General features: G+C 62.1%; 18 protein-coding genes, 1 tRNA gene and 1 pseudogene. 13 read left to right on the top strand and 7 right to left on the bottom strand.

What is annotated here, in order from left to right; genetic code table 11:
- Nucleotides 1-148: 148 nt before the first annotated feature.
- The 4 genes from ACQKRQ_RS37085 to acs all read right to left on the bottom strand — a co-directional run bounded on the left by ACQKRQ_RS37085 (nt 149) and on the right by acs (nt 4822).
- Nucleotides 149-239, bottom strand: a tRNA-Ser gene (locus ACQKRQ_RS37085).
- Nucleotides 240-299: 60 nt separating this feature from the next.
- Nucleotides 300-2318: a sodium:solute symporter family protein gene (locus tag ACQKRQ_RS37080; RefSeq protein WP_132375191.1), complete on the bottom strand. Its 2019-nt coding sequence runs from the start codon at nt 2316-2318 to the stop codon at nt 300-302.
- A 4-nt stretch (nt 2319-2322) separates the two neighbouring features.
- Nucleotides 2323-2691, bottom strand: coding sequence for a DUF4212 domain-containing protein (locus ACQKRQ_RS37075; protein ID WP_132375192.1), 369 nt, complete (start codon nt 2689-2691; stop codon nt 2323-2325).
- Between the two features lie 148 nt (nt 2692-2839).
- Nucleotides 2840-4822, bottom strand: a complete 1983-nt coding sequence (gene acs, locus ACQKRQ_RS37070) for an acetate--CoA ligase (protein WP_427482591.1) — start codon at nt 4820-4822, stop codon at nt 2840-2842.
- Nucleotides 4823-5295: 473 nt separating this feature from the next.
- On the opposite strand from acs, the pseudogene ACQKRQ_RS37065 reads away from it, so the two are divergent.
- From ACQKRQ_RS37065 to ACQKRQ_RS37025, 9 genes and pseudogenes are all read left to right on the top strand, one after another.
- Nucleotides 5296-5760: pseudogene (locus ACQKRQ_RS37065) on the top strand (DMT family transporter); the annotation flags it as partial.
- A 279-nt stretch (nt 5761-6039) separates the two neighbouring features.
- A complete protein-coding gene (locus ACQKRQ_RS37060) occupies nt 6040-6651 on the top strand; it encodes a TIGR00645 family protein (protein ID WP_132375194.1) in 612 nt (203 codons plus the stop codon).
- Nucleotides 6652-6706: 55 nt separating this feature from the next.
- Nucleotides 6707-8230 carry a fumarate hydratase gene (locus tag ACQKRQ_RS37055; protein WP_012432444.1) on the top strand — a complete coding sequence of 508 codons (1524 nt, stop codon included), beginning with the start codon at nt 6707-6709 and terminating at the stop codon, nt 8228-8230.
- Nucleotides 8231-8421: 191 nt separating this feature from the next.
- Nucleotides 8422-8901, top strand: coding sequence for a bacterioferritin (gene bfr / locus ACQKRQ_RS37050; RefSeq protein WP_132375196.1), 480 nt, complete (start codon nt 8422-8424; stop codon nt 8899-8901).
- 144 nt (nt 8902-9045) lie between these two features.
- Nucleotides 9046-9933 (top strand): glutamate racemase, encoded by an 888-nt coding sequence (gene murI / locus ACQKRQ_RS37045; protein ID WP_427482589.1) that lies wholly within the window; start codon nt 9046-9048, stop codon nt 9931-9933.
- 214 nt (nt 9934-10147) lie between these two features.
- Complete coding sequence (locus tag ACQKRQ_RS37040; RefSeq protein ID WP_012432441.1) at nt 10148-10384, top strand: (2Fe-2S)-binding protein; 237 nt, start codon at nt 10148-10150, stop codon at nt 10382-10384.
- Nucleotides 10385-10641: 257 nt separating this feature from the next.
- Nucleotides 10642-11373 carry an energy transducer TonB gene (locus ACQKRQ_RS37035; protein WP_427482588.1) on the top strand — a complete coding sequence of 244 codons (732 nt, stop codon included), beginning with the start codon at nt 10642-10644 and terminating at the stop codon, nt 11371-11373.
- Nucleotides 11374-11399: 26 nt separating this feature from the next.
- Nucleotides 11400-12131 carry a MotA/TolQ/ExbB proton channel family protein gene (locus ACQKRQ_RS37030; protein ID WP_132375199.1) on the top strand — a complete coding sequence of 244 codons (732 nt, stop codon included), beginning with the start codon at nt 11400-11402 and terminating at the stop codon, nt 12129-12131.
- A 16-nt stretch (nt 12132-12147) separates the two neighbouring features.
- Nucleotides 12148-12567 carry an ExbD/TolR family protein gene (locus ACQKRQ_RS37025; protein ID WP_132375200.1) on the top strand — a complete coding sequence of 140 codons (420 nt, stop codon included), beginning with the start codon at nt 12148-12150 and terminating at the stop codon, nt 12565-12567.
- 354 nt (nt 12568-12921) lie between these two features.
- Here the strand turns inward: ACQKRQ_RS37025 and ACQKRQ_RS37020 are convergent, their stop codons facing one another.
- A complete protein-coding gene (locus ACQKRQ_RS37020) occupies nt 12922-13911 on the bottom strand; it encodes a LysR family transcriptional regulator (protein WP_132375201.1) in 990 nt (329 codons plus the stop codon).
- Between the two features lie 122 nt (nt 13912-14033).
- Between ACQKRQ_RS37020 and ACQKRQ_RS37015 the strand changes: the two genes are divergently transcribed.
- The 4 genes from ACQKRQ_RS37015 to ACQKRQ_RS37000 all read left to right on the top strand — a co-directional run bounded on the left by ACQKRQ_RS37015 (nt 14034) and on the right by ACQKRQ_RS37000 (nt 16437).
- On the top strand, nt 14034-14912 hold the full coding sequence (locus ACQKRQ_RS37015; protein ID WP_132375202.1) for a pirin family protein: 879 nt from the start codon (nt 14034-14036) through the stop codon (nt 14910-14912).
- Nucleotides 14913-15066: 154 nt separating this feature from the next.
- On the top strand, nt 15067-15465 hold the full coding sequence (locus tag ACQKRQ_RS37010; RefSeq protein ID WP_427482587.1) for an OsmC family protein: 399 nt from the start codon (nt 15067-15069) through the stop codon (nt 15463-15465).
- Nucleotides 15466-15489: 24 nt separating this feature from the next.
- Nucleotides 15490-15972, top strand: coding sequence for an SRPBCC family protein (locus ACQKRQ_RS37005; RefSeq protein ID WP_427482585.1), 483 nt, complete (start codon nt 15490-15492; stop codon nt 15970-15972).
- 198 nt (nt 15973-16170) lie between these two features.
- A complete protein-coding gene (locus ACQKRQ_RS37000) occupies nt 16171-16437 on the top strand; it encodes a hemin uptake protein HemP (RefSeq protein ID WP_132375205.1) in 267 nt (88 codons plus the stop codon).
- Nucleotides 16438-16724: 287 nt separating this feature from the next.
- On the opposite strand, the gene ACQKRQ_RS36995 is transcribed toward ACQKRQ_RS37000, so the two are convergent.
- Together ACQKRQ_RS36995 and ACQKRQ_RS36990 are read right to left on the bottom strand one after the other, a co-directional pair.
- Nucleotides 16725-18131, bottom strand: a complete 1407-nt coding sequence (locus ACQKRQ_RS36995; RefSeq protein WP_427482583.1) for a 4Fe-4S binding protein — start codon at nt 18129-18131, stop codon at nt 16725-16727.
- Nucleotides 18128-18973: an FTR1 family iron permease gene (locus tag ACQKRQ_RS36990; protein ID WP_427482582.1), complete on the bottom strand. Its 846-nt coding sequence runs from the start codon at nt 18971-18973 to the stop codon at nt 18128-18130. The genes ACQKRQ_RS36995 and ACQKRQ_RS36990 overlap by 4 nt, the downstream gene beginning before the upstream one ends.
- Between the last annotated feature and the right edge of the window lie 63 nt (nt 18974-19036).

Genomic DNA, 19036 nt, shown 5'->3' with positions numbered 1-19036 from the left:
ACCGCATCGAAGGTCCGTTGGATTGTGCGTTGCGCTATTGGGTTCGACGTGCGGATACGGCGTGCAGAGCCCAGTTTGACGCTCGGGCGGCAAGCCAAAACAAAAAGCCGCTGAATCCTTACGGATTCAACGGCTTATCATTCGTTCCTGGCGGAGAGAGGGGGATTCGAACCCCCGATAGGCTATTAACCTATACACGCTTTCCAGGCGTGCGACTTAAACCGCTCATCCATCTCTCCGGCGGGGAGCCGAATTATAGCAAACTTCGCGCCCTGCGCCAGACCCACGCGCAAACCGGCCTAAGGATGCCGGATATAGTCCACCAACGCCCGCGTGTAAGCGTCCGGTTTGCGGTCAACCAGACTCACGCCGATCGCCACCAGAAAGCCCGCCGGCACGCCGAATACGCCGGAGCTGATCGGCTCGATCCCGAACCACCGCGCGCCGGCGAAGCCCGTCATCTGCGTGAAGAATGGATACGTGGAGACGATGTAGTAGATGCACACCACCAGCCCCGCCACCATACCCGCCACCGCGCCGAGCCGCGTGGTGCGCTTCCAGAACACGCCCAGCACCAGCACCGGAAACAGGCTCGAAGCCGCCAGCGAAAACGCCGCGCCCACCAGAAACAGAATGTTCCCCGTATTCAGCGACGCCACATACGAGGCAAACAGCGCGACCCCCAGCAACAGAATCTTCGAGATCGTCACGCGCCGCTGGCTCGACGCGTTCGGATCGACCATGTGGTAGTACACATCGTGCGACAACGCATTGGCGATGGTGAGCAGCAAACCATCCGCGGTGGAAAGCGCCGCGGCCAGCGCGCCCGCCGCGATCAGCCCCGACATCACATACGGCAGCCCCGCGATCTCCGGCGCGGCAAGCACGACCATGTCGGGCTGCATCTGAATCTCGCTCCAGCGCACGATGCCGTCGCCGTTCGTATCGGCGAGGCTGATCAGGCTCGGCTCCACCTTGCGCCATTGCATGAGCCACTGTGGCAAATCCGAGAAATGATGGCCAACGAGATTGGTCAATATCTCGTACTTGATCAGCACCGCCAGCACCGGCACTGTCAGATAGAACAGCGCGACGAAAAAGAGCGTCCATCCGACAGAGCGTCTCGCCGAGGCCACCGAGGTGGTCGTGTTATAGCGCGTCAGAATATGTGGCAGGCTCGCCGTGCCGAGCGACAGGCACAGCAGCAGCGAAAGAAAATTGCGTTCATGGGTGCGCCGGTCTTCATCGTTCACGGCGGGGAACGGCTCATGCATCGGCACCGGTGCGGCGGCGCGCATCAGCATTTCATCGCGTCGCTGGGTCCAGACAATCTGCGCGGCGGCGGCATCGCGTGGAAACTGTTCGAGCGCCCGCTCGCGCTCATTGATCTCGCGTAGCGGGCCGTTATGGCGGCGTAGATCGGCGACCTCTTGCGTGAGACGCAGCTTCTCGTCGACGAACGATTGCGGCAACGTGTCGAGCCGCATCTGCATCAACGCGGCACGGCGTCGGTAGTCGTCGCGCACGGTCTGCTCGAGCGGCGCGTCGCGCACCTGCTTCTCGAGGCCTTCGACACGCTCCATCAAACGGCCGTAGTTGAATTGCGGCACCCAGCCCAAGCCGTCCTTGTGCGCGATCATCGACACGGGAATCAGAATCGCCGCGATCAGGATGATGTACTGCGCGACCTGCGTCCACGTCACGGCACGCATGCCGCCGAGAAACGAACACACGAGAATGCCAGCGAGTCCGCAGAAGATGCCGACGGCGAAATCCACGCCGATAAAGCGCGTCGCGATCAGCCCGACACCCTGGATCTGCGCGACCAGATAAACGAACGAGCACAGGATCGCCGCCAGCGCCGCAAGGCCGCGCACGGCGTTGCTCGAAAAACGCGTGCCGAGAAAATCGGGAATCGTGTAGCGCGCGAGCTTGCGCACATACGGCGCGAGCAGGAACGCGACGAGGCAATAGCCGCCGGTCCAGCCCATCAGATACGCGAGACCGTCATATCCGGTCGCATAGATCGACCCGGCAAGGCCGATGAACGAGGCCGCCGAAAGCCAGTCGGCCGCCGTCGCCATGCCGTTGAAGGCGGACGGCACGCGCCGCCCCGCCACGTAGTATTCGACCAGGTCGGAAGTCCGCGATAGTAGACCGATCACCGCATACACCGCGATTGGCACGAACAGAAACACATAGCCGATCCACACACCGGGACCGGTGGTGCGCTCGATGCGCCACATCACGTAGATGAAAAGCAGAAAGCCGAGTGTGTAAAGGGCGTAGTAGCGGATCAGCCGGTTCGTGAGCTTCATCGGCTCAGTTTCCGAGCGCGGTGAGTGCGTCGGCACCGGCGCTGGCGTCCGCTTCCAAAGCGCGTTGCAGCCGGCGGTCGGCGCGCTGCATCAGCACGATATAGACGACGATGAGCGCCAGATAGATCAGGATCGCGCCCTGCGCGCCGAAATAGAACGGCAACCTGAAGCCGCCGACCCGCACCTGCGCCAAAGCCGGCGCCATCAACGGCAGGACGAACGACACGATGAAGCCCAAGGTCATCAACGTCGCAATCAAGGCGAGGTTGAAACGCCAGTACTTTTGATGCGCGCGCGCCATCGCTGCCGAGACCGCGGGCGGTTCGGGCGGCGGATTGAGCGTAGCGTGAGAGGAGTGGTGCGGCGCGGCCATGCGCCTATGTATCAAAAAGCCACCGGGCAGGCAATCGGGATTGACCGCGCGGTGGCTTCAACAGTGTGGCATCACAACCAAAGTTCTGCGTCGAAGCAAGAGTGTGTCGTTCGACACGCTCTTGCCGTTCACACGGGCAAACCCAGGCTCAGAGCGACTCGCCGAGCTGATCGAGAATCGCCGGGTTCTCCAGCGTCGACACGTCCTGCGTGATTTCCTCGCCCTTCGCGAGCGAGCGCAACAGGCGGCGCATGATCTTGCCCGAACGCGTCTTCGGCAGGTTCTCGCCGAAGCGGATGTCCTTAGGCTTGGCGATCGGACCGATCTCCTTGCCGACCCAGTTGCGCAGTTCGTTGGCGAGCTTCACCGCTTCCTCGCCTTCCGGACGCGCCCGTTTCAGCACGACGAACGCGCACACGGCTTCGCCGGTGGTCGCATCGGGGCGTCCCACCACAGCGGCTTCCGCGACGAGCGGGTTCGACACCAGCGCCGACTCGATCTCCATCGTGCCGAGCCGGTGACCCGACACGTTCAGCACGTCGTCGATACGGCCCATGATCGTGAAGTAGCCGGTGTCCTTGTCGCGCACGGCGCCGTCGCCGGCGAGGTACAACCTGCCGCCGAGTTCTTCGGGGAAGTAGCTCTTCTTGTAGCGGTCCGGATCGCCCCACACGTTGCGCAGCATCGACGGCCACGGACGCTTCATCACCAGAATACCGCCCTGCCCGTTCGGCACGTCCTGGCCGGTTTCGTCGACGACCGCGGCCATGATGCCCGGCAGCGGCAACGTGCACGAACCCGGCACCAAAGGTGTCGCGCCCGGCAGCGGCGTGATCATGTGGCCGCCGGTTTCGGTTTGCCACCACGTATCGACGATCGGGCAACGGCTGCCGCCGACGTTCTCGTAATACCAGATCCACGCTTCCGGATTGATAGGCTCGCCAACCGTGCCGATGATGCGCAGCGTCGACAGATCGTAACTCTTCGGGTGCACTTTCTCGTCGGCGTCGGCGGCCTTGATCAGCGAGCGGATCGCGGTCGGCGCCGTATAGAACAGCGAGACTTGGTGCTTGGCGATCATGTCCCAGAAGCGGCCGGCGTTCGGATAGGTCGGCACGCCTTCGAACACGACCTGCGTGCCGCCGAGCGTCAACGGACCATAGGTGATGTAACTATGGCCGGTGATCCAGCCGATGTCGGCGGTACACCAGAACACGTCGGAGGGCTTCCAGTCGAAGGTCCACTTCAGGGTCTGCGCGGCCCACAGCAGATAGCCGCCGGTACTGTGCTGCACGCCCTTCGGCTTACCCGTCGAACCCGACGTGTACAGGATGAACAAAGGATGCTCGGCGCCGACCCACTCGGGCGCGCATTGATCCGATTCGCCTTGCGTGACCTCGTGCATCCACAGATCGCGGCCTTCGTTCCAGGCGACCTTGCCGCCGGTGCGCTGGTACACGATCACGCTCGTGACTGCTTCGCAGCCGCCCATCGCAAGCGCTTCGTCGGCGATGTTTTTCAGCGGCAATGCTTTGCCGCCGCGCATCTGTTCGTCGGACGTGACGAGCGCGACCGCGCCCACGTCCACCAGCCGCTCATTGAGCGACTTCGACGAGAAGCCGCCGAACACCACCGAATGCGTCGCGCCGATCCGCGCACAAGCCTGCATCGCGACGATGCCTTCGATCGACATGGGCATATAGATCACCACGCGGTCGCCCTTCTTCACGCCGCGCTTCTTCAACGCGTTCGCAAAGCGCGAGACACGTTGCAGCAGATCCTGATACGTGACGTTGGTGACGGTGCCGTCGTCGGCTTCGAAGATGATCGCGACGCGCTCGCCGTTGCCGGCTTCGACATGACGGTCGATGCTGTTATACGAGGCGTTGATCTGGCCGTCTTCGAACCACGTGTAGAACGGCGCGTTCGACTCGTCGAGCACCTTGGTGAAGGGTGTGTTCCAGCTTAGCGTCTCGCGCGCGAGGCGCCCCCAGAAACCTTCGTAATCGCGTTCCGCCTCGGCGGCCAGCGCCCGGTACGCGTCCATGCCGGAGATCGCGGCGCCTGCCGCTGCTTCAGCGGAGGGCGGGAAAACACGGCGTTCGTGAAGAACCGATTCAATCGCAGACATCGACAACCCCTTGGTGAAGATGAAACGTAAAACCTGGCCGGCGCGCGTCTGGCGCGCCATGTCTTGTTGACGCCGCAACGTGCGGCGCGCTGTCTCCAAACCTCGCGCGTCGTTTCACCGATCATCGCGCCACGGCCCGTCACTCTGCATCGACCACTCATGCGGCACTGCAACATGAGTGTGTGTCGGACGACGTTCCGCTCTCACGCTCAAACATAAGCGCTGCAACTTACCGGCCACTTACGCGCATGGCGCCGGACTGCCAGCGAAAACCCTAACGCGGCTCATGTGACGCCAGCGTCGTATGAAGATGCAGCGCGAAGCAATGCATGCTACGCGCTCCGTGACGAACATGTGCTTGACCCGCCACCTATATCGTCGAGCATCCTGAATGCCGCGACACCAGGCGCGCCGTTACGCTGGCTCGCACGGCCTCTTACAATGCTAACTGAACTAGCCGCCTGGATTCCAGCCTGAATCGTTACTCCCTGCTTCTCATCACCTCGATGCTGCTGGTCGGCAGCAATGTCGGAACTGGTAAATCGATCGTCGACTTTGTCCCCGTCCCTCTGCTCGCGCTGCTGCACTTCGTGATCGCGATGGCACTACTGTGGCCGCTTGTGCGCGTGTCAAGACTGCGCCACGTGAAGCGCGATGAATGGTTCAATCTGTTCCTACAGGCACTGTTCGGCACCTTCGGGTTTACGCTGCCGATGCTGGGCGGCGTGCAACGCACGAGCGCGGTCGCGGCCGGGGGCATCACGAGCACGATCCCCGTGGTCGTCGCGCTGCTTTCATGGCCCATCCTCAAAGAGCGTCCGAACGGTCGGGCACTCGCGTCGATCGCGCTGGCAATCGTCGGGGTGGTTGTCATCAATCTCGCTCACGTGGATCAGAGCGCGGGCGGCGAGACATCGTTCACGGGCACTGCCGCCGGTGGCGTCGTGAACCCTGAAGCCTGAACGCGCGAGCCGCAATTCGCCATGCGCGCCGCCTGTCGGGCGCCGCCGACCTGCCCGCCGCGACGCAGCAAATTCACCCGACGCTGTACAATAGCGCGCCTGACGCGAGCTTTTCCGGCCTCCCCTGGTCGTGCACCGCGCCTTCTACGCCTGGTTTGCGTGCCTGATCCGCGTGCGTGCTGAGGAGTATTGCGCGTGCCGGGTCGGCGCATTTGGTCCATGTTCCGTCACCTGCGTTTCATCTGACTCTTGCCCATGTCCGCTCCGCGATCCGACTCCGCCCATCAGCGCCGCCCGATGCGCCCGGTCCCTGCCATCATTTTCATGAGCCGCTGGCTGCAGTTGCCGCTCTATCTGGGCCTGATCGTCGCCCAGGGCGTCTACGTCGTGCTGTTCCTCAAGGAAGTCTGGCATCTCGTCACGGCCTCCATGACGCTCGACGAAACCAACATCATGCTGGTCGTGCTCGGCCTGATCGACGTGGTCATGATCTCGAACCTGCTGATCATGGTGATCATCGGCGGGTATGAAACGTTCGTGTCGCGCCTGGGCGTCGAGGGTCATCCGGACGAACCGGAATGGCTCGACCACGTGAACGCGGGCGTGCTCAAAGTCAAATTGTCGATGGCGCTGATCAGCATCTCGTCGATCCATCTGCTGAAGACCTTCATCAGCCCCGATCAGAACACGACGCATACCATCATGTGGCAAGTGATCATCCACGTCGCGTTCCTCGTCTCGGCGCTCGTGATGGCACTGGTCGACCGCCTCACCACACATACGCATCCCAAGCATTTCGAAGAGCCCACGGTGCTGCACGCCGTGGGTGCCGTTAAAGGTTCCACTCCCCTGAAGGCGCACGACTGACCCGCACTGCCCCGCGTGTCTGAAAACAAGCGCCACTGTCCCCACTGAGCTAGCCATGACCGTCATCAAACAGGAAGATCTGATTCAGAGCATTGCTGATTCGCTTCAGTACATCAGCTACTACCACCCGCTCGATTACATCCAGGCCTTGGGCCGCGCCTACGAGCTCGAACAGAGCCCGGCCGCGAAGGATGCCATCGCGCAGATTCTCACCAACAGCCGCATGTGCGCCGAAGGCAAGCGTCCGATCTGCCAGGACACCGGCATCGTCACGGTGTTCGTGAAGGTCGGTATGGACGTGCGTTGGGACGGTGCGACGATGGGCGTCACCGACATGATCAACGAAGGCGTGCGCCGTGGTTACCTGAACCCGGACAACGTGCTGCGCGCGTCGATCGTGAGCCCTCCGGAAGGCGGCCGCAAGAACACCAAGGACAACACGCCGGCCGTGATCCACTACGAGATCGTGCCGGGCAATACGGTCGACGTGCAGGTGGCGGCCAAGGGTGGCGGCTCGGAAAACAAGTCGAAGTTCGCAATGCTGAATCCGTCGGATTCGATCGTCGACTGGATTCTGAAGACCGTGCCGACCATGGGCGCGGGCTGGTGCCCGCCGGGCATGCTCGGCATCGGCATCGGCGGCACCGCTGAGAAAGCGATGGTGATGGCGAAGGAATCGCTGATGGATCCGATCGACATTCAGGACGTGATCGCACGCGGCCCGAAGGACTGGATCGAAGAACTGCGCGTTGAATTGCACGAGAAGGTCAACGCGCTCGGGATCGGCGCGCAAGGTCTCGGCGGTCTCGCCACCGTGCTCGACGTGAAGATCATGGCCGCGCCGACGCACGCCGCGTCCAAACCGATCGCGATCATCCCGAACTGCGCGGCTACGCGTCACGCGCACTTCACGCTGGACGGTTCCGGTGTCGCCAAGCTCGAAGCGCCGTCGCTCGACGCATGGCCGAAGGTGCAGTGGGAGCCGGACACCGAGAAGAGCAAGCGCGTCGATCTGAATACGCTCACGCCGGAAGAAGTCGCCGCGTGGACGCCGGGCCAGACGCTGCTGCTGTCAGGCAAGATGTTGACGGGCCGCGACGCGGCCCACAAGCGCATCGCCGACATGCTCGCCAAGGGCGAGAAGCTGCCGGTCGACTTCACGAACCGCGTGATCTACTACGTCGGCCCGGTCGATCCGGTCCGCGATGAGGCCGTCGGCCCCGCAGGCCCGACCACGGCAACGCGCATGGACAAGTTCACCGAGACGATGCTGTCGCAGACCGGCCTGATCTCGATGATCGGCAAAGCGGAGCGCGGCCCCGTCGCCATCGAGGCGATCAAGAAGCACAAGGCCGCGTATCTGATGGCCGTGGGTGGCGCGGCGTATCTCGTCTCGAAGGCGATTCGCAGCGCGAAGGTTCTCGCGTTCGAAGACCTCGGCATGGAAGCGATCTACGAGTTCGACGTGCAGGACATGCCGGTGACGGTGGCTGTCGATTCGAACGGCACTTCCGTTCATCAGACCGGCCCGAAAGAATGGCAAGCAAAGATCGGCAAGATTCCGGTCGCAACGGTTTGATTGGTATTGACATCCGCTGAGTAATTCAAAGCCGGGGCCTGAAACCCCGGCTTTTTTATGATGAAATGAGAACGGTACGCATCACGCGAAAAACCCTCTAAAATCAGGCGAAAAACTGATTTTTTGGCTTGGCTTTTTGCGTTTCGCCGTTTATTGTTCTGGGAAATTCAAAGCCCCTACAAGGACACACCATGCAAGGCGACAAAAAGGTCATCGAATATCTCAACTCGCAGTTGAAAAACGAACTGACCGCCATCAATCAGTACTTCCTGCATGCGCGGATGTATAAGCACTGGGGCCTCGAGAAACTCGGCAAGCATGAATACGATGAATCGATCGGCGAAATGAAGCACGCCGACTGGCTCATCGAACGCATTTTCATGCTCGACGGTCTGCCGAATCTGCAAGACTTGCACAAGCTGCTGATCGGTGAGGAAACGAAAGAAATCCTCGAATGCGATTTGAAGCTCGAACAGATTTCGCAGAGCACCTGTAAAGAAGCCATCGCATATTGCGAAACGGTTCGCGATTTCATCTCGCGTGAAATCTTCACGAAGATTCTCGACGACACCGAAGAGCATATCGACTGGCTCGAAACGCAAATCGACCTGATCGGCAAGGTCGGCATCCAGAACTACCAGCAATCCGCAATGGGCTCGGTCGAGTCCTGATCGAACCAGGTTGCAACCGTCCGCGCGCCCGTTCATGGGTCAGCTTATTTGCGATGGCCCTGGCCGCGCGGACGATATACTTGCGCACTTTCCTGTTTTTCCGAGTTTCCCTTGAGTGCTGTGCCGCACGCGTCCTCTTCGCCTATGCCCGCAGAATCACCGTCCACGAATGCAAGAATGTTCACGTCTGGCGCCGGATCGCGCGCACCGGTCGGCATTTTCGATTCGGGGCTCGGCGGTTTGTCGGTGTTGCGGGCGGTCCGGGCACAACTGCCTGACGAAGCGATTCTGTACGTCGCCGACTCGCTCTACGCGCCGTACGGCGAGCGCGACGACGACTTCATCGCCGACCGCACGCTCGCGATCGGCGAATGGCTGGTCAAACAAGGCGCAAAGGCGCTGGTGGTCGCCTGCAATACAGCAACCGCGCAGTCGATCGCGCTGGTTCGCGAAAAGCTGCCTATTCCGCTGGTGGGCGTCGAACCTGGCGTCAAACCCGCCGCGCTCCAGTCGAAAACGCGTGTCGCCGGCGTGCTCGCCACCCAAGTGACACTGCGCAGCGCCCGCTTTCAGGCGCTGCTCGAACGCTACGCCGCGGATTGCCGCTTTCTTTGCCAGCCGGGCCACGGGCTCGTGCAGGCCGTGGAACGCTGCGACGTCGGCTCCGCCGAATTGCGCGCGCTGCTGCGCGGCTACCTGCAGCCCATGCTCGACGCGGGCGCGGATACGCTGGTGCTCGGCTGCACGCACTACCCGTTTCTGGATGCGGCGATTCGCGACATCGTCGGCGACCGGCTGATGCTGATCGACACGAGCGTCGCCATTGCGCGCCAATTGGAACGGGTGCTCGACCAGCACGGTTTGCGCGCGGCGCCGGAAAACACGGCCACTGTTCTGCCCCGCTTTTATTCGACCGGCGACGGCTCGCATCAGCAGCAGCTGGCCGCTACCCTGCTCCACATCGACGCCACCGTCGAACAGGTGTCGATCCCCTCGCGCCGCACGGCAGCGCCGGACTCCCAAGCCGCATAAACTGCCACCAAGCGCCGTTTTTGGTCCGTTACGCGGCCTTCTGCGCGCTTTTTAGGCGCTTTTCCGCGCCGCCCGCCGCTGGCACCAGATTCCGTCTCTTAGACGAAACCCTTCTAAGAGTCTGGTTTTGTTACAAAAAATCAAGCAGGACGCTTGCCAAACGGACCAAACAAAATGATAATAATTCGCATTAACGTTAGCTATGACGCCCGCCATGATTGTCTGTGTCTGCAAGTCTGTTTCTGACCGAAAGATCCGTGCTTCGATCGAGGAAGGCATGGATTCGTTTGACGAGCTTCAGTTCGAGCTCGGCGTTGCATCCTGCTGTGGCAAGTGCGCCGACTCCGTGCGCGACGTCATGATGAAAAGCGGCGTCTGCGCGAGCCGCTGTGGTTTCGAGCATCACCCGCAAGCCGTACCGCTGACATTTTACGAACGCAAGGCCGCCTGAGCCAGGTTCCAGGGCGCGGTTCACGCCGCGCCTCGAGCGCTCTTACCGCTCCTGCCGTTTTCGCTGTTCAAGCGTTATCCCACTGCCGTCAGCAAGCCAGTATTCGTACCAGCCAGCTACCCGCTCACCCGTCAAAGGAGTTCGAGATGGAATTGCTGATTGGTTTCGTGACTACTTTGTTCATTTCGCTGCTGATCTTTCGAACATGACGATGTCTTGTCTGACGCGCTGCATCGACAGTGCGCCACCACGCTAACATGCAGGCTTCGCATACCGCTTCAGCCGGCGCCATGCCGGCTTCGTCCACTCGCACGAACTCCCGCGTCCTGACCGCAACCGCCGTGGTTGCAGCGATTCACGTCGCGTTGCTTGCCGTCGTGATGACCTTGCGTCACGACCCCGTGCAACCGGCCCTCGAATCGCACGTCATGACCGCGCAGTTGCTGCCGCCGGCGCCGGTTGCCGCGCCGGTCGCGATGCAGTCGATCGCGCCGCCGCCACCCACGCCAACGCCGCCGGTTCATACCAAGCCGAAGGTCAAGCCGACTCCGATGCCCAAGCCAACGCCTACGCCTCTACCGGTGGCCGCCGCGCCGTCGCCGACGCCCGTCGCGGCGCCCGATCCGACGCCGCCCGCGCCCGCTGCACCCGTTGCGCCGCCCGCGCCCGCCGCGCCGGCGATCGGCCATCAGACGATGGAGATCAGCGCGCCTAAAAACGTCTCGCACCTCGACTGCAACATCGCCAAGCCCGAGTACCCGTCGCTCTCGAAGCGCCGCGGCGAAACCGGCACCGCGTACGTGAAGTTCGTGGTCGGCCTGACCGGCAAGCTCGAAAACATCGAATTGAAGAAGAGCAGCGGCTTCAGCCGCCTCGACGACGCCGCGCTCGCCGCCGTGCACGGGAGCGCCTGCAAGCCTTATCTCGAGAACGGCCAGCCGATTCGGGCCGCCTATACCCAGCCTTACGACTTCAATCTGAACGATTGAGGCAGATTTTAAAAAAAGGAATTGCAATGCAAAACTACGGACTGGCGCACGTCTGGGCGCAAGGGGATTTCGTGACGCGCGGAATCGCGCTCGCGCTGTTGATCATGTCGGTGATGTCGTGGAGCGTTATCGTCATCAAGGGCTGGAACGTGATGCGCCTGAACCGCCTCACGAAGAATGCCGAGCAGGCGTTCTGGCATTCGGACGACCTCGCCGACGGCGTGAAGAAGCTCGGCGCCGGGTCGTCGACGCCGCAGGACAATCCGTTCCTCGCGCTGGCGCTGTCGGGCCAGGAAGCGGCCGATCATCATCATCAGACGCAGCCGCATCTGCACGACCGCATGGACGTGTCGGACTGGGTCACGCGCTGCCTGAAGGACACGATGGACGAAAGCGTCGCGCGCATGCAGAGCGGTCTCGCGGTTCTCGCGTCGATCGGCAGCACGGCGCCGTTCGTCGGTCTGTTCGGCACGGTGTGGGGCATCTATCACGCGCTGCTGGCCATCGGCGCGAGCGGCCAGTCGTCGATCGATCAGGTGGCCGGTCCGGTCGGCGAAGCGTTGATCATGACCGCGTTCGGCCTCTTCGTCGCGATTCCGGCGGTGCTCGGCTACAACGCACTGACGCGCGCCAACAAGGCGGTGGTCGCCAAACTGAGCCGTTTTGCGCACGGCCTGCATGCATTCTTCGTGACGGGCGCGCGCCTGTCGTCGTCCAGGCGCGGCGACGGCCTGCGTCTTGCCGCGCGCACGAACTGATCGACGAGGCACTCCGATGGCAATGAGCCCCTTCGCCGGCGACGATGACGACGGCCTGATGAACGAAATCAACATGACGCCGCTCGTCGACGTGATGTTGGTTCTCCTGATCGTCTTCATGGTGACGATTCCGGTGATTCGTCATGCGGTCAAAATCGATCTGCCGCACGCAAGCAGTCAGAAGGAAGACACCAAGCCCGCGCAAGTGACGGTCACGGTCGACGCGGACGGCAACGTCATGTGGGACGACAAGAAGCTCGACGACGCCGCACTGCGCGCGAAGATTGCAGAGGCCGCGCAAGCGAACCCGCAACCCGAGCTGCATCTGGATGCGGACCGCAAGGTTCCGTACGAGAAAGTGGCGGAAGTGATGTCGGCGGCACAAGCCGGCGGCCTTACGAAGATCGGCTTCGTTACGCAACCGAAAGCCAGGTGACACAGTAAAAAGCCCTTGAAACAAGGGCCAAAAAGTAAAAGGCCTTCATCGTCAGATGAAGGCCTTTTTTTGTGCGCACTCGGCGCCTTCGGGCGGCGGGATCATTTGCCATCGTTCGAAGATTGATAGCTCGTCGAATCACCGCATGCGACAGCCGTGATCGACACGGACAGCGCGGTCAGCCCTATCAGGCCCGCTATGATAGCGGCCATGAGTTTCCGCATAAGAGACTCCTTAGCGAAGGGATTTCACTATAGGCCCGTCCGCGCGCGCATTCAAGCAAACGGCCATTGAAAGTACTCATGACAGGCCACGCTTAAATGCTAAAAGCGATGTTGCGGTCCGTAACAAGTGCTATGGCGCAATTGCGAACATCGGCTGCGCGGCAACGACATTTACTTCGCGCGCGGGACACTCGCCCGCGATGTGTTTACCGTCGTCAGGATCGAGCATCTCGACCAGATAATCGACAAAGGCGCGCACGGCCGGCACCATCCCCTGCCGCGACACGAATACGGCGTACAACTGCGGCGTCGGAAACGTCCAGCCCGGCATAACCGGCGACAATTGGCCGGCTCGCAGCGCGGCGCCGTACATCATCTCCGGCAGCGCGGCGATGCCGACGCCGGCGAGCACCGCTTCACGAATCGTCATCAGATCGGCGGTCACGAGGCGCGGCTCGTGTTCGTGCGCATGACGCGTGCCGTCGGGCGCGATCAGGTTGTAGACGTGGCGTCCGTCGCCGGTCGGCACGTCGAGCGTTTCGAAACCGTTCAGATCGGCTGGCAGCAATGGCGGCGCATTCTGTTGCAACAGGCTCGGCGCGCCGACCAGCATCTGCTGCGTGCGCCACAGCGGCCGCACCACGATATTGGCGTTTTCCGGCGGATCCGAGCGCACCCGCAGCGCGACGTCGATCGAATCCTCGAACAGATCGACCACGCGGTTCGTCACGCGCATCACCACCCGCACTTCCGGATAGCGATGCATGAATTCGGGCAGGATCTGCGACAGGATGGTCTGCGAGATCGTGACCGGCACGCTGACGCGCACCGTGCCGCGCGGCGACGAGCGCAGCTGCTGGACAACGTTCACGGCCGCCTGCGCCTCGCTCAGCATCGCCTGGCAATGCTGGTAGAACAATTGCCCGGCTTCGGTCAGCGCCAGCTTGCGCGTGGATCGCTGCAACAGCCGCACGCCGAGCGACGCTTCCAGTTCGGTCAGACGGCGCGACAGGCGCGACTTGGAAATCCCCAGCACGCGTTCGGCGGCCGAAAACCCGCCGTGTTCGACAACCTGCGAAAAATACATCAGGTCATTCAGATTATGTGAATCGATCTTCATCTCATCGTTCCAGTAATAGAACAATCCATTGCGTGAGGGCGGCTGGCACCCCGGAAAACGGTCCCTATAATAGCTCCATGTTTCAAAAATAACGCTATTCCCCATTTTTTGAGGTGACTTTGATGAGCACGACCCGCACGATCGAACGCACGTTCCCGGCCGTTCGCACGACCGAGGGTGGCGGCTTTATCGTCCACCGCCCGTTTCCCACCCGCCTGCTGATGGACTTCGATCCGTTCCTGCTGCTCGACGAAATGGGCCCGATCGACTACGCGCCGGGCGAGGCCAAAGGCGCGCCCGACCATCCGCATCGCGGCTTCGAAACGGTCACGTATGTGCTCGAGGGACAGTTCGGCCACAAAGATTCGGCCGGCCATTCCGGCACCCTGCACGCCGGCGATGTCCAATGGATGACTGCGGGCGCGGGCGTCGTGCACAGCGAGATGCCGGATCCGTCGTTCATCCGCACCGGCGGACGCGTGCACGGCCTGCAACTCTGGGTGAATCTGCCGCGGCGCGACAAGATGATCGAGCCGCGCTACCAGGAAATTCCGTCGTCGAGCATTCCCGTGGCGACCTCCGCGGACGGCAAAGTGCGCGTCAAGGTGATCGCCGGCGAGGCGCTCGGCGTCAAAGCGGCAATCGAAACGCGTACGCCGATCCTATACCAGCATTTCTCGCTGCAACCGGGCGCGACGATCCGACAGCCGGTGCCGGCCGACTATCGCGTGTTTGCCTATAGCCTGTCCGGCAAGGGCTTCTACGGTGAAGGCGAAGCGCGTCAGGAAATCGACGCGCAGAAAATGGTCGTGTTTCAGAACGATGGCGACTCCGTGACGCTCACGGCCGGCGCGGAGCCACTCGAGGTGCTGCTGCTCGGCGGCGTGCCGCTGAAGGAGCCTGTGGTGCGCTACGGCCCGTTCGTGATGAATACGGAAGACGAGATTCGCCAGGCTGTCGTTGATTACCAGGCGGGGCGCATGGGCGCGATCACGCATTGAGTCGTCGACGGGCGCGGCACGGCCCGTCCGCGGCGCACCCGAGGCGCGAAGGCCGGTAAATTCGTTCACAATAGCAATTCAGGCCGCGCGCCACGCCGTTCACTGATAACGGGCCGTGGCGCGCGGCGATTTCCGTCCCTGTTCAGGAGCGCGCATGGCAGAGTCCACCGTCACCGCACACATCGGTTCGACGAATTTCCAGGTTCTTTTCGACGACGGCACGCACACATGGCTTGCCGACGAACCCGAGTCGCTCGGCGGCGGTGATCGCGGGCCGACACCCGTCTCGCTGCTGCTGTCGAGCCTCGGTGCTTGCACGTCGATCACGCTGAAGATGTACGCCCAGCGCAAGGAGTGGCCGCTCGCCGACGTGCGCGTGACGCTCTCGCTCGAAACCGGCGACGCGGGCACGACCATCGATCGCAGGATCGTGCTCGAAGGCAATCTGTCCGACGAACAGCGGGAACGGCTCTTGCAAATCGCCAATCAGTGCCCGGTTCACAAGATCCTCACGCATTCGATTACGATCCGTTCGGGGCTCGCCGTCGCTTAAACGCTTTCATAGGAAGCCGTCGTTTTGAATTTCGAACACCTTATCCAGATCAACGACCCGTTGAATCCGTTTGTCGAATCGATGACCCGCGAGCAGTTGTGGGAGGGTCTCGTGCTGCGTGCCGAACAGCCGCAACTGTTCGTGATGGGGCTCGACAGCTGCACGATTCTTTCGCGCGACGGCAACGTTTTCGAACGGGAGCTGCACTATGGCCAGGCCACGGTGCGCGACCGCGTCACGCTGGAGGAGAGCCAGAGCGTGCGCTACGACATTCTGCCGACGGCCGATCACGTCGGCGGCTCGCTCACCATGACGATCGAGCAACCGGACGAACTGCAACTGTTCCTGCGCTTCGAGTACGCGACCACGCTGCCCGAATCGACCGATCCCGACGCGCATCAGACGCAGGAGATCGTGAAGTCGGCATATCGGGAGAACGATATCGATACCGTTCGGCTGATTCGCCAGTATGTGCAAACGAAGCAGGAGCCCGGCACGCTGCATTGAATGTCGCGCGGGCACCCTGCTCGCCATTGAGCGCAAGACCGCCGAACGAGCTGGCGGTCTTGCTGCAAACTCCTCCGCCCTTCCGCCTCTCCTCCCCACGGACTATCGAAAATCAAATCCGATCAATTTCTCTTTCTTGTAAATGGGAATAGTTATCATTTAGAATTAATCCATCGAATCGACCAACAGCTAAAACGAATGACCGATCCCACGCGCCCTTCCACACTCAGCCTGCGCCGCCCGGCGGCCGCGCTGACCAGCCGCCCGAAAACATCGACGGCAACGGCACCGGTAACCGGCCAGAAACCTGGCGCGGATCGGACTAACGGTTCGGGCGAGACGTCGGAGCGAGTCGTACGGAGCGACGCTCTGCTGCAAGGACATAGCCACGTCAGCATCGTGCATAACGGCGAGACCTATCAGTTGCGGGCAACGCGCTTAGGCAAGCTGATCCTGACGAAGTAGGAACGAATAGCAGTCAGTACCGGGTATTGTGGGGACCACCTCCCAGAGAGGTGTTCGGCAGTAGCCAGCCACGACGGCTTGCACGTGAGAACTAGACCCCTTCGTGCAGACACCAAGCCAGCCGTCGCAGCAAGCCAGGCCGCTTTTTTTGGTTCTCACTCGATACGGCAGCACGCCACGCCGTGTGCCGATCATGCGGAAAATGGAAAAGCCGTGGGATGTTGTCATCTCCACGGCTTTTTGTTTTGTGCCGGCGCTAACTACTGCAAGCGCGAGCGTTGAATTCGTTACTTCGAAGCCCAGCCCCAGAACATCAACCACCACGCGCTATCGACCACGGCCAGTGCCGCGGCAAACCACACCATCGCGAGGCCGCGTTGAACGAAACGCTCGCTATAGCGGCGCGTGACGAGCCAGGCGAGCCATGCGCTCCACAGGTTGGCAATCGCCAGAATCGCGATGCGCATATCCGACGCCCACCACAACGACACATGCTCCGCGCGCAACAGCGACAGCGTGGTAGCGGACAGGCCGAGGAACACGCCCGCGCCGGCAATCGGAATCAGCCCTTGCGTCAAATGATGCAGACGCACGGTATTGAAGCGCCCCAGCATGCGCGTCGCGCCCATCAGCAGCACCAGCAGCGCGGTGCCGTACACCAGCGCCGTGGCGAGGATGTAGCCGATCACCATCGTGCCGTCGAGCCACGAGAACACGTCGTTCTGTTCAGGGTAATGCGTGAACAGGAACCACGGCGCGTTGGTGTCGAGCGGCCAGGTGATGTCGTGATCGACCAGCCAGTTCGCGAAGAACATCTTCAGATCGATGAACCAGCGCGACGCGGTCCAGTGGAACGCGCCGATCGCGATGCCGAGCAGGCCATACAGGATCAACGCGGTATCCCACGCATTGGCCTGCTTGTCGCCCAGCTGGACCACTTCCGACGACGGCGCGCGCCACGTCAACGCAATCGCGTCACGGTGGCCGCTGCAACGGCCGCACATATGGCAGTCCGACGCGCCCTTCATATTGCGCAACGGCACGAGCGGCGCGCAATTGATTGGAATCACGCGATGCCCATGCTCGCCGTTCTTGTAGGAGCGGCGCCATGCGTCTTCATCGACTTTGTAGTGGAACGGCGCGAGGCGCGCCAGAAGCGAAAAAACCCCGTTGACGGGGCATAGATACTTGCACCAGACACGCTTTTCACGTCCGTATAGCACGCCGATGATCATCGCCGCGAAAGTCGAGCCGCCCAATACCAGCAGCACGGCCTTCGGATACTGGTAGACGCTCACCATCTGACCGTAGATGGTCGTGATGCCGAACGCGACGAACGGCCAGCCGCCCCAGCGCATCCAGCGTGGAATCGCCCAGCCTCGTCCGTATTTGCTGGCGAATTCGGCGAGCGCGCCTTCGGGGCACAGCACGCCACACCAGACGCGGCCGAGCATGACCATCGAGAGCAGGACGAACGGCCACCAGATACCCCAGAACACGAACTGCGCGGCGAGCGTCAGGTTGTTCCACAGGTGCGCCGTGTCGTCCGGCAGCGGCATCACGGCCGGCACCAGAATCAGAAATGCGTACACCGCCACCACGACCCACTGAATACCGCGAATCGCGGCACCGTGACGTTGCATCCACTGCCCGGCCGCCGCGAGGCGCCCCGGACGGGTCATGACCGTGCTCATGCCGTGCGCCCGGCGGCTTGCGGTGCCGGCTTGCGATTCGCGCGGCGCACCAGCAGATAGACGACCGCCCAGTACGCGGCATAGGCGAACAGATTCATCAGCGCCGGGTGGGCGCGATAGCCGGTTAGCGTGGCGACCAGCGAACCGAAGGTGCTCGAATCATCGAGAATCGCCGACGAATTCCACATCTGGTCGACGATCGTCGGCAGGATTTCCTTGTCGATCAGCTTGTCGACACCGGTCTGGAACAGACCCGCGCCGAGAAACAGCAGCATGATTTCCGTGATGCGGAAAAAGAGCCGCCACGAGAAGATCTTGCCGCCCAGTTGCAGCACGTAGAAGGTCAGGAACGCGAGCGCCAGGCCGATCACGACCGCGAGCGTCTGGCTGGCGTCCACGTGACCCGACTGGCCGAAGCCGAGCCCGTACAGAAAGATCACCGTCTCGCTGCCTTCACGCGCAATGGCCAACGCCACCAGCAATGCGACGCCCCACCAGTTCGAATCGCGCTGGCTCTTTTGCAGCGACTGTTCCATGTCGCGCTTGAGCGTGCGGCCGTGCCGCTTCATCCACAGCACCATTTGCACGATCAGCACGCAGGCGACCAGCACCATCGCGGTCTGGAAATAATCCTGCGCGTCACCGGAGAGCACTTCGGTGAAACCGACCAGCGCGGCCCCGAGCGCCACCGCCGCTATCACGCCAGCCGCCACGCCGCCCCACAGGTACGGCAAACCGCGGCGCGCGTCGTCGTCGCCATTTTTCAGCCACGCATACAGGATGCCGACGACCAGCAACGCCTCGACACTTTCCCGCCACACGATGAATAGAATCTGACCCATCAAGCTCTCCCTCTACCTGCTTCTGCTTCCAGCGAACGCGGACCTGATGACGGCCGGCGCTCG

Source organism: Paraburkholderia sp. NPDC080076 (assembly GCF_050281145.1).
GTDB lineage: Bacteria > Pseudomonadota > Gammaproteobacteria > Burkholderiales > Burkholderiaceae > Paraburkholderia.
Note: the sequence above shows the minus strand (reverse complement) of the source record. Positions and strands in the feature narration are given on the sequence as shown.

Bases quoted from the DNA above. Each gene is read 5' to 3' on its own strand.
- ACQKRQ_RS37080 (WP_132375191.1), bottom strand. From the start codon at position 2,318: ATGAAGCTCACGAACCGGCTGATCCGCTACTACGCCCTTTACACACTC.
- ACQKRQ_RS37075 (WP_132375192.1), bottom strand. From the start codon at position 2,691: ATGGCCGCGCCGCACCACTCCTCTCACGCTACGCTCAATCCGCCGCCC.
- acs (WP_427482591.1), bottom strand. From the start codon at position 4,822: ATGTCTGCGATTGAATCGGTTCTTCACGAACGCCGTGTTTTCCCGCCC.
- ACQKRQ_RS37060 (WP_132375194.1), top strand. From the start codon at position 6,040: ATGTCCGCTCCGCGATCCGACTCCGCCCATCAGCGCCGCCCGATGCGC.
- ACQKRQ_RS37055 (WP_012432444.1), top strand. From the start codon at position 6,707: ATGACCGTCATCAAACAGGAAGATCTGATTCAGAGCATTGCTGATTCG.
- bfr (WP_132375196.1), top strand. From the start codon at position 8,422: ATGCAAGGCGACAAAAAGGTCATCGAATATCTCAACTCGCAGTTGAAA.
- murI (WP_427482589.1), top strand. From the start codon at position 9,046: ATGCCCGCAGAATCACCGTCCACGAATGCAAGAATGTTCACGTCTGGC.
- ACQKRQ_RS37040 (WP_012432441.1), top strand. From the start codon at position 10,148: ATGATTGTCTGTGTCTGCAAGTCTGTTTCTGACCGAAAGATCCGTGCT.
- ACQKRQ_RS37035 (WP_427482588.1), top strand. From the start codon at position 10,642: ATGCAGGCTTCGCATACCGCTTCAGCCGGCGCCATGCCGGCTTCGTCC.
- ACQKRQ_RS37030 (WP_132375199.1), top strand. From the start codon at position 11,400: ATGCAAAACTACGGACTGGCGCACGTCTGGGCGCAAGGGGATTTCGTG.
- ACQKRQ_RS37025 (WP_132375200.1), top strand. From the start codon at position 12,148: ATGGCAATGAGCCCCTTCGCCGGCGACGATGACGACGGCCTGATGAAC.
- ACQKRQ_RS37020 (WP_132375201.1), bottom strand. From the start codon at position 13,911: ATGAAGATCGATTCACATAATCTGAATGACCTGATGTATTTTTCGCAG.
- ACQKRQ_RS37015 (WP_132375202.1), top strand. From the start codon at position 14,034: ATGAGCACGACCCGCACGATCGAACGCACGTTCCCGGCCGTTCGCACG.
- ACQKRQ_RS37010 (WP_427482587.1), top strand. From the start codon at position 15,067: ATGGCAGAGTCCACCGTCACCGCACACATCGGTTCGACGAATTTCCAG.
- ACQKRQ_RS37000 (WP_132375205.1), top strand. From the start codon at position 16,171: ATGACCGATCCCACGCGCCCTTCCACACTCAGCCTGCGCCGCCCGGCG.
- ACQKRQ_RS36995 (WP_427482583.1), bottom strand. From the start codon at position 18,131: ATGAGCACGGTCATGACCCGTCCGGGGCGCCTCGCGGCGGCCGGGCAG.
- ACQKRQ_RS36990 (WP_427482582.1), bottom strand. From the start codon at position 18,973: ATGGGTCAGATTCTATTCATCGTGTGGCGGGAAAGTGTCGAGGCGTTG.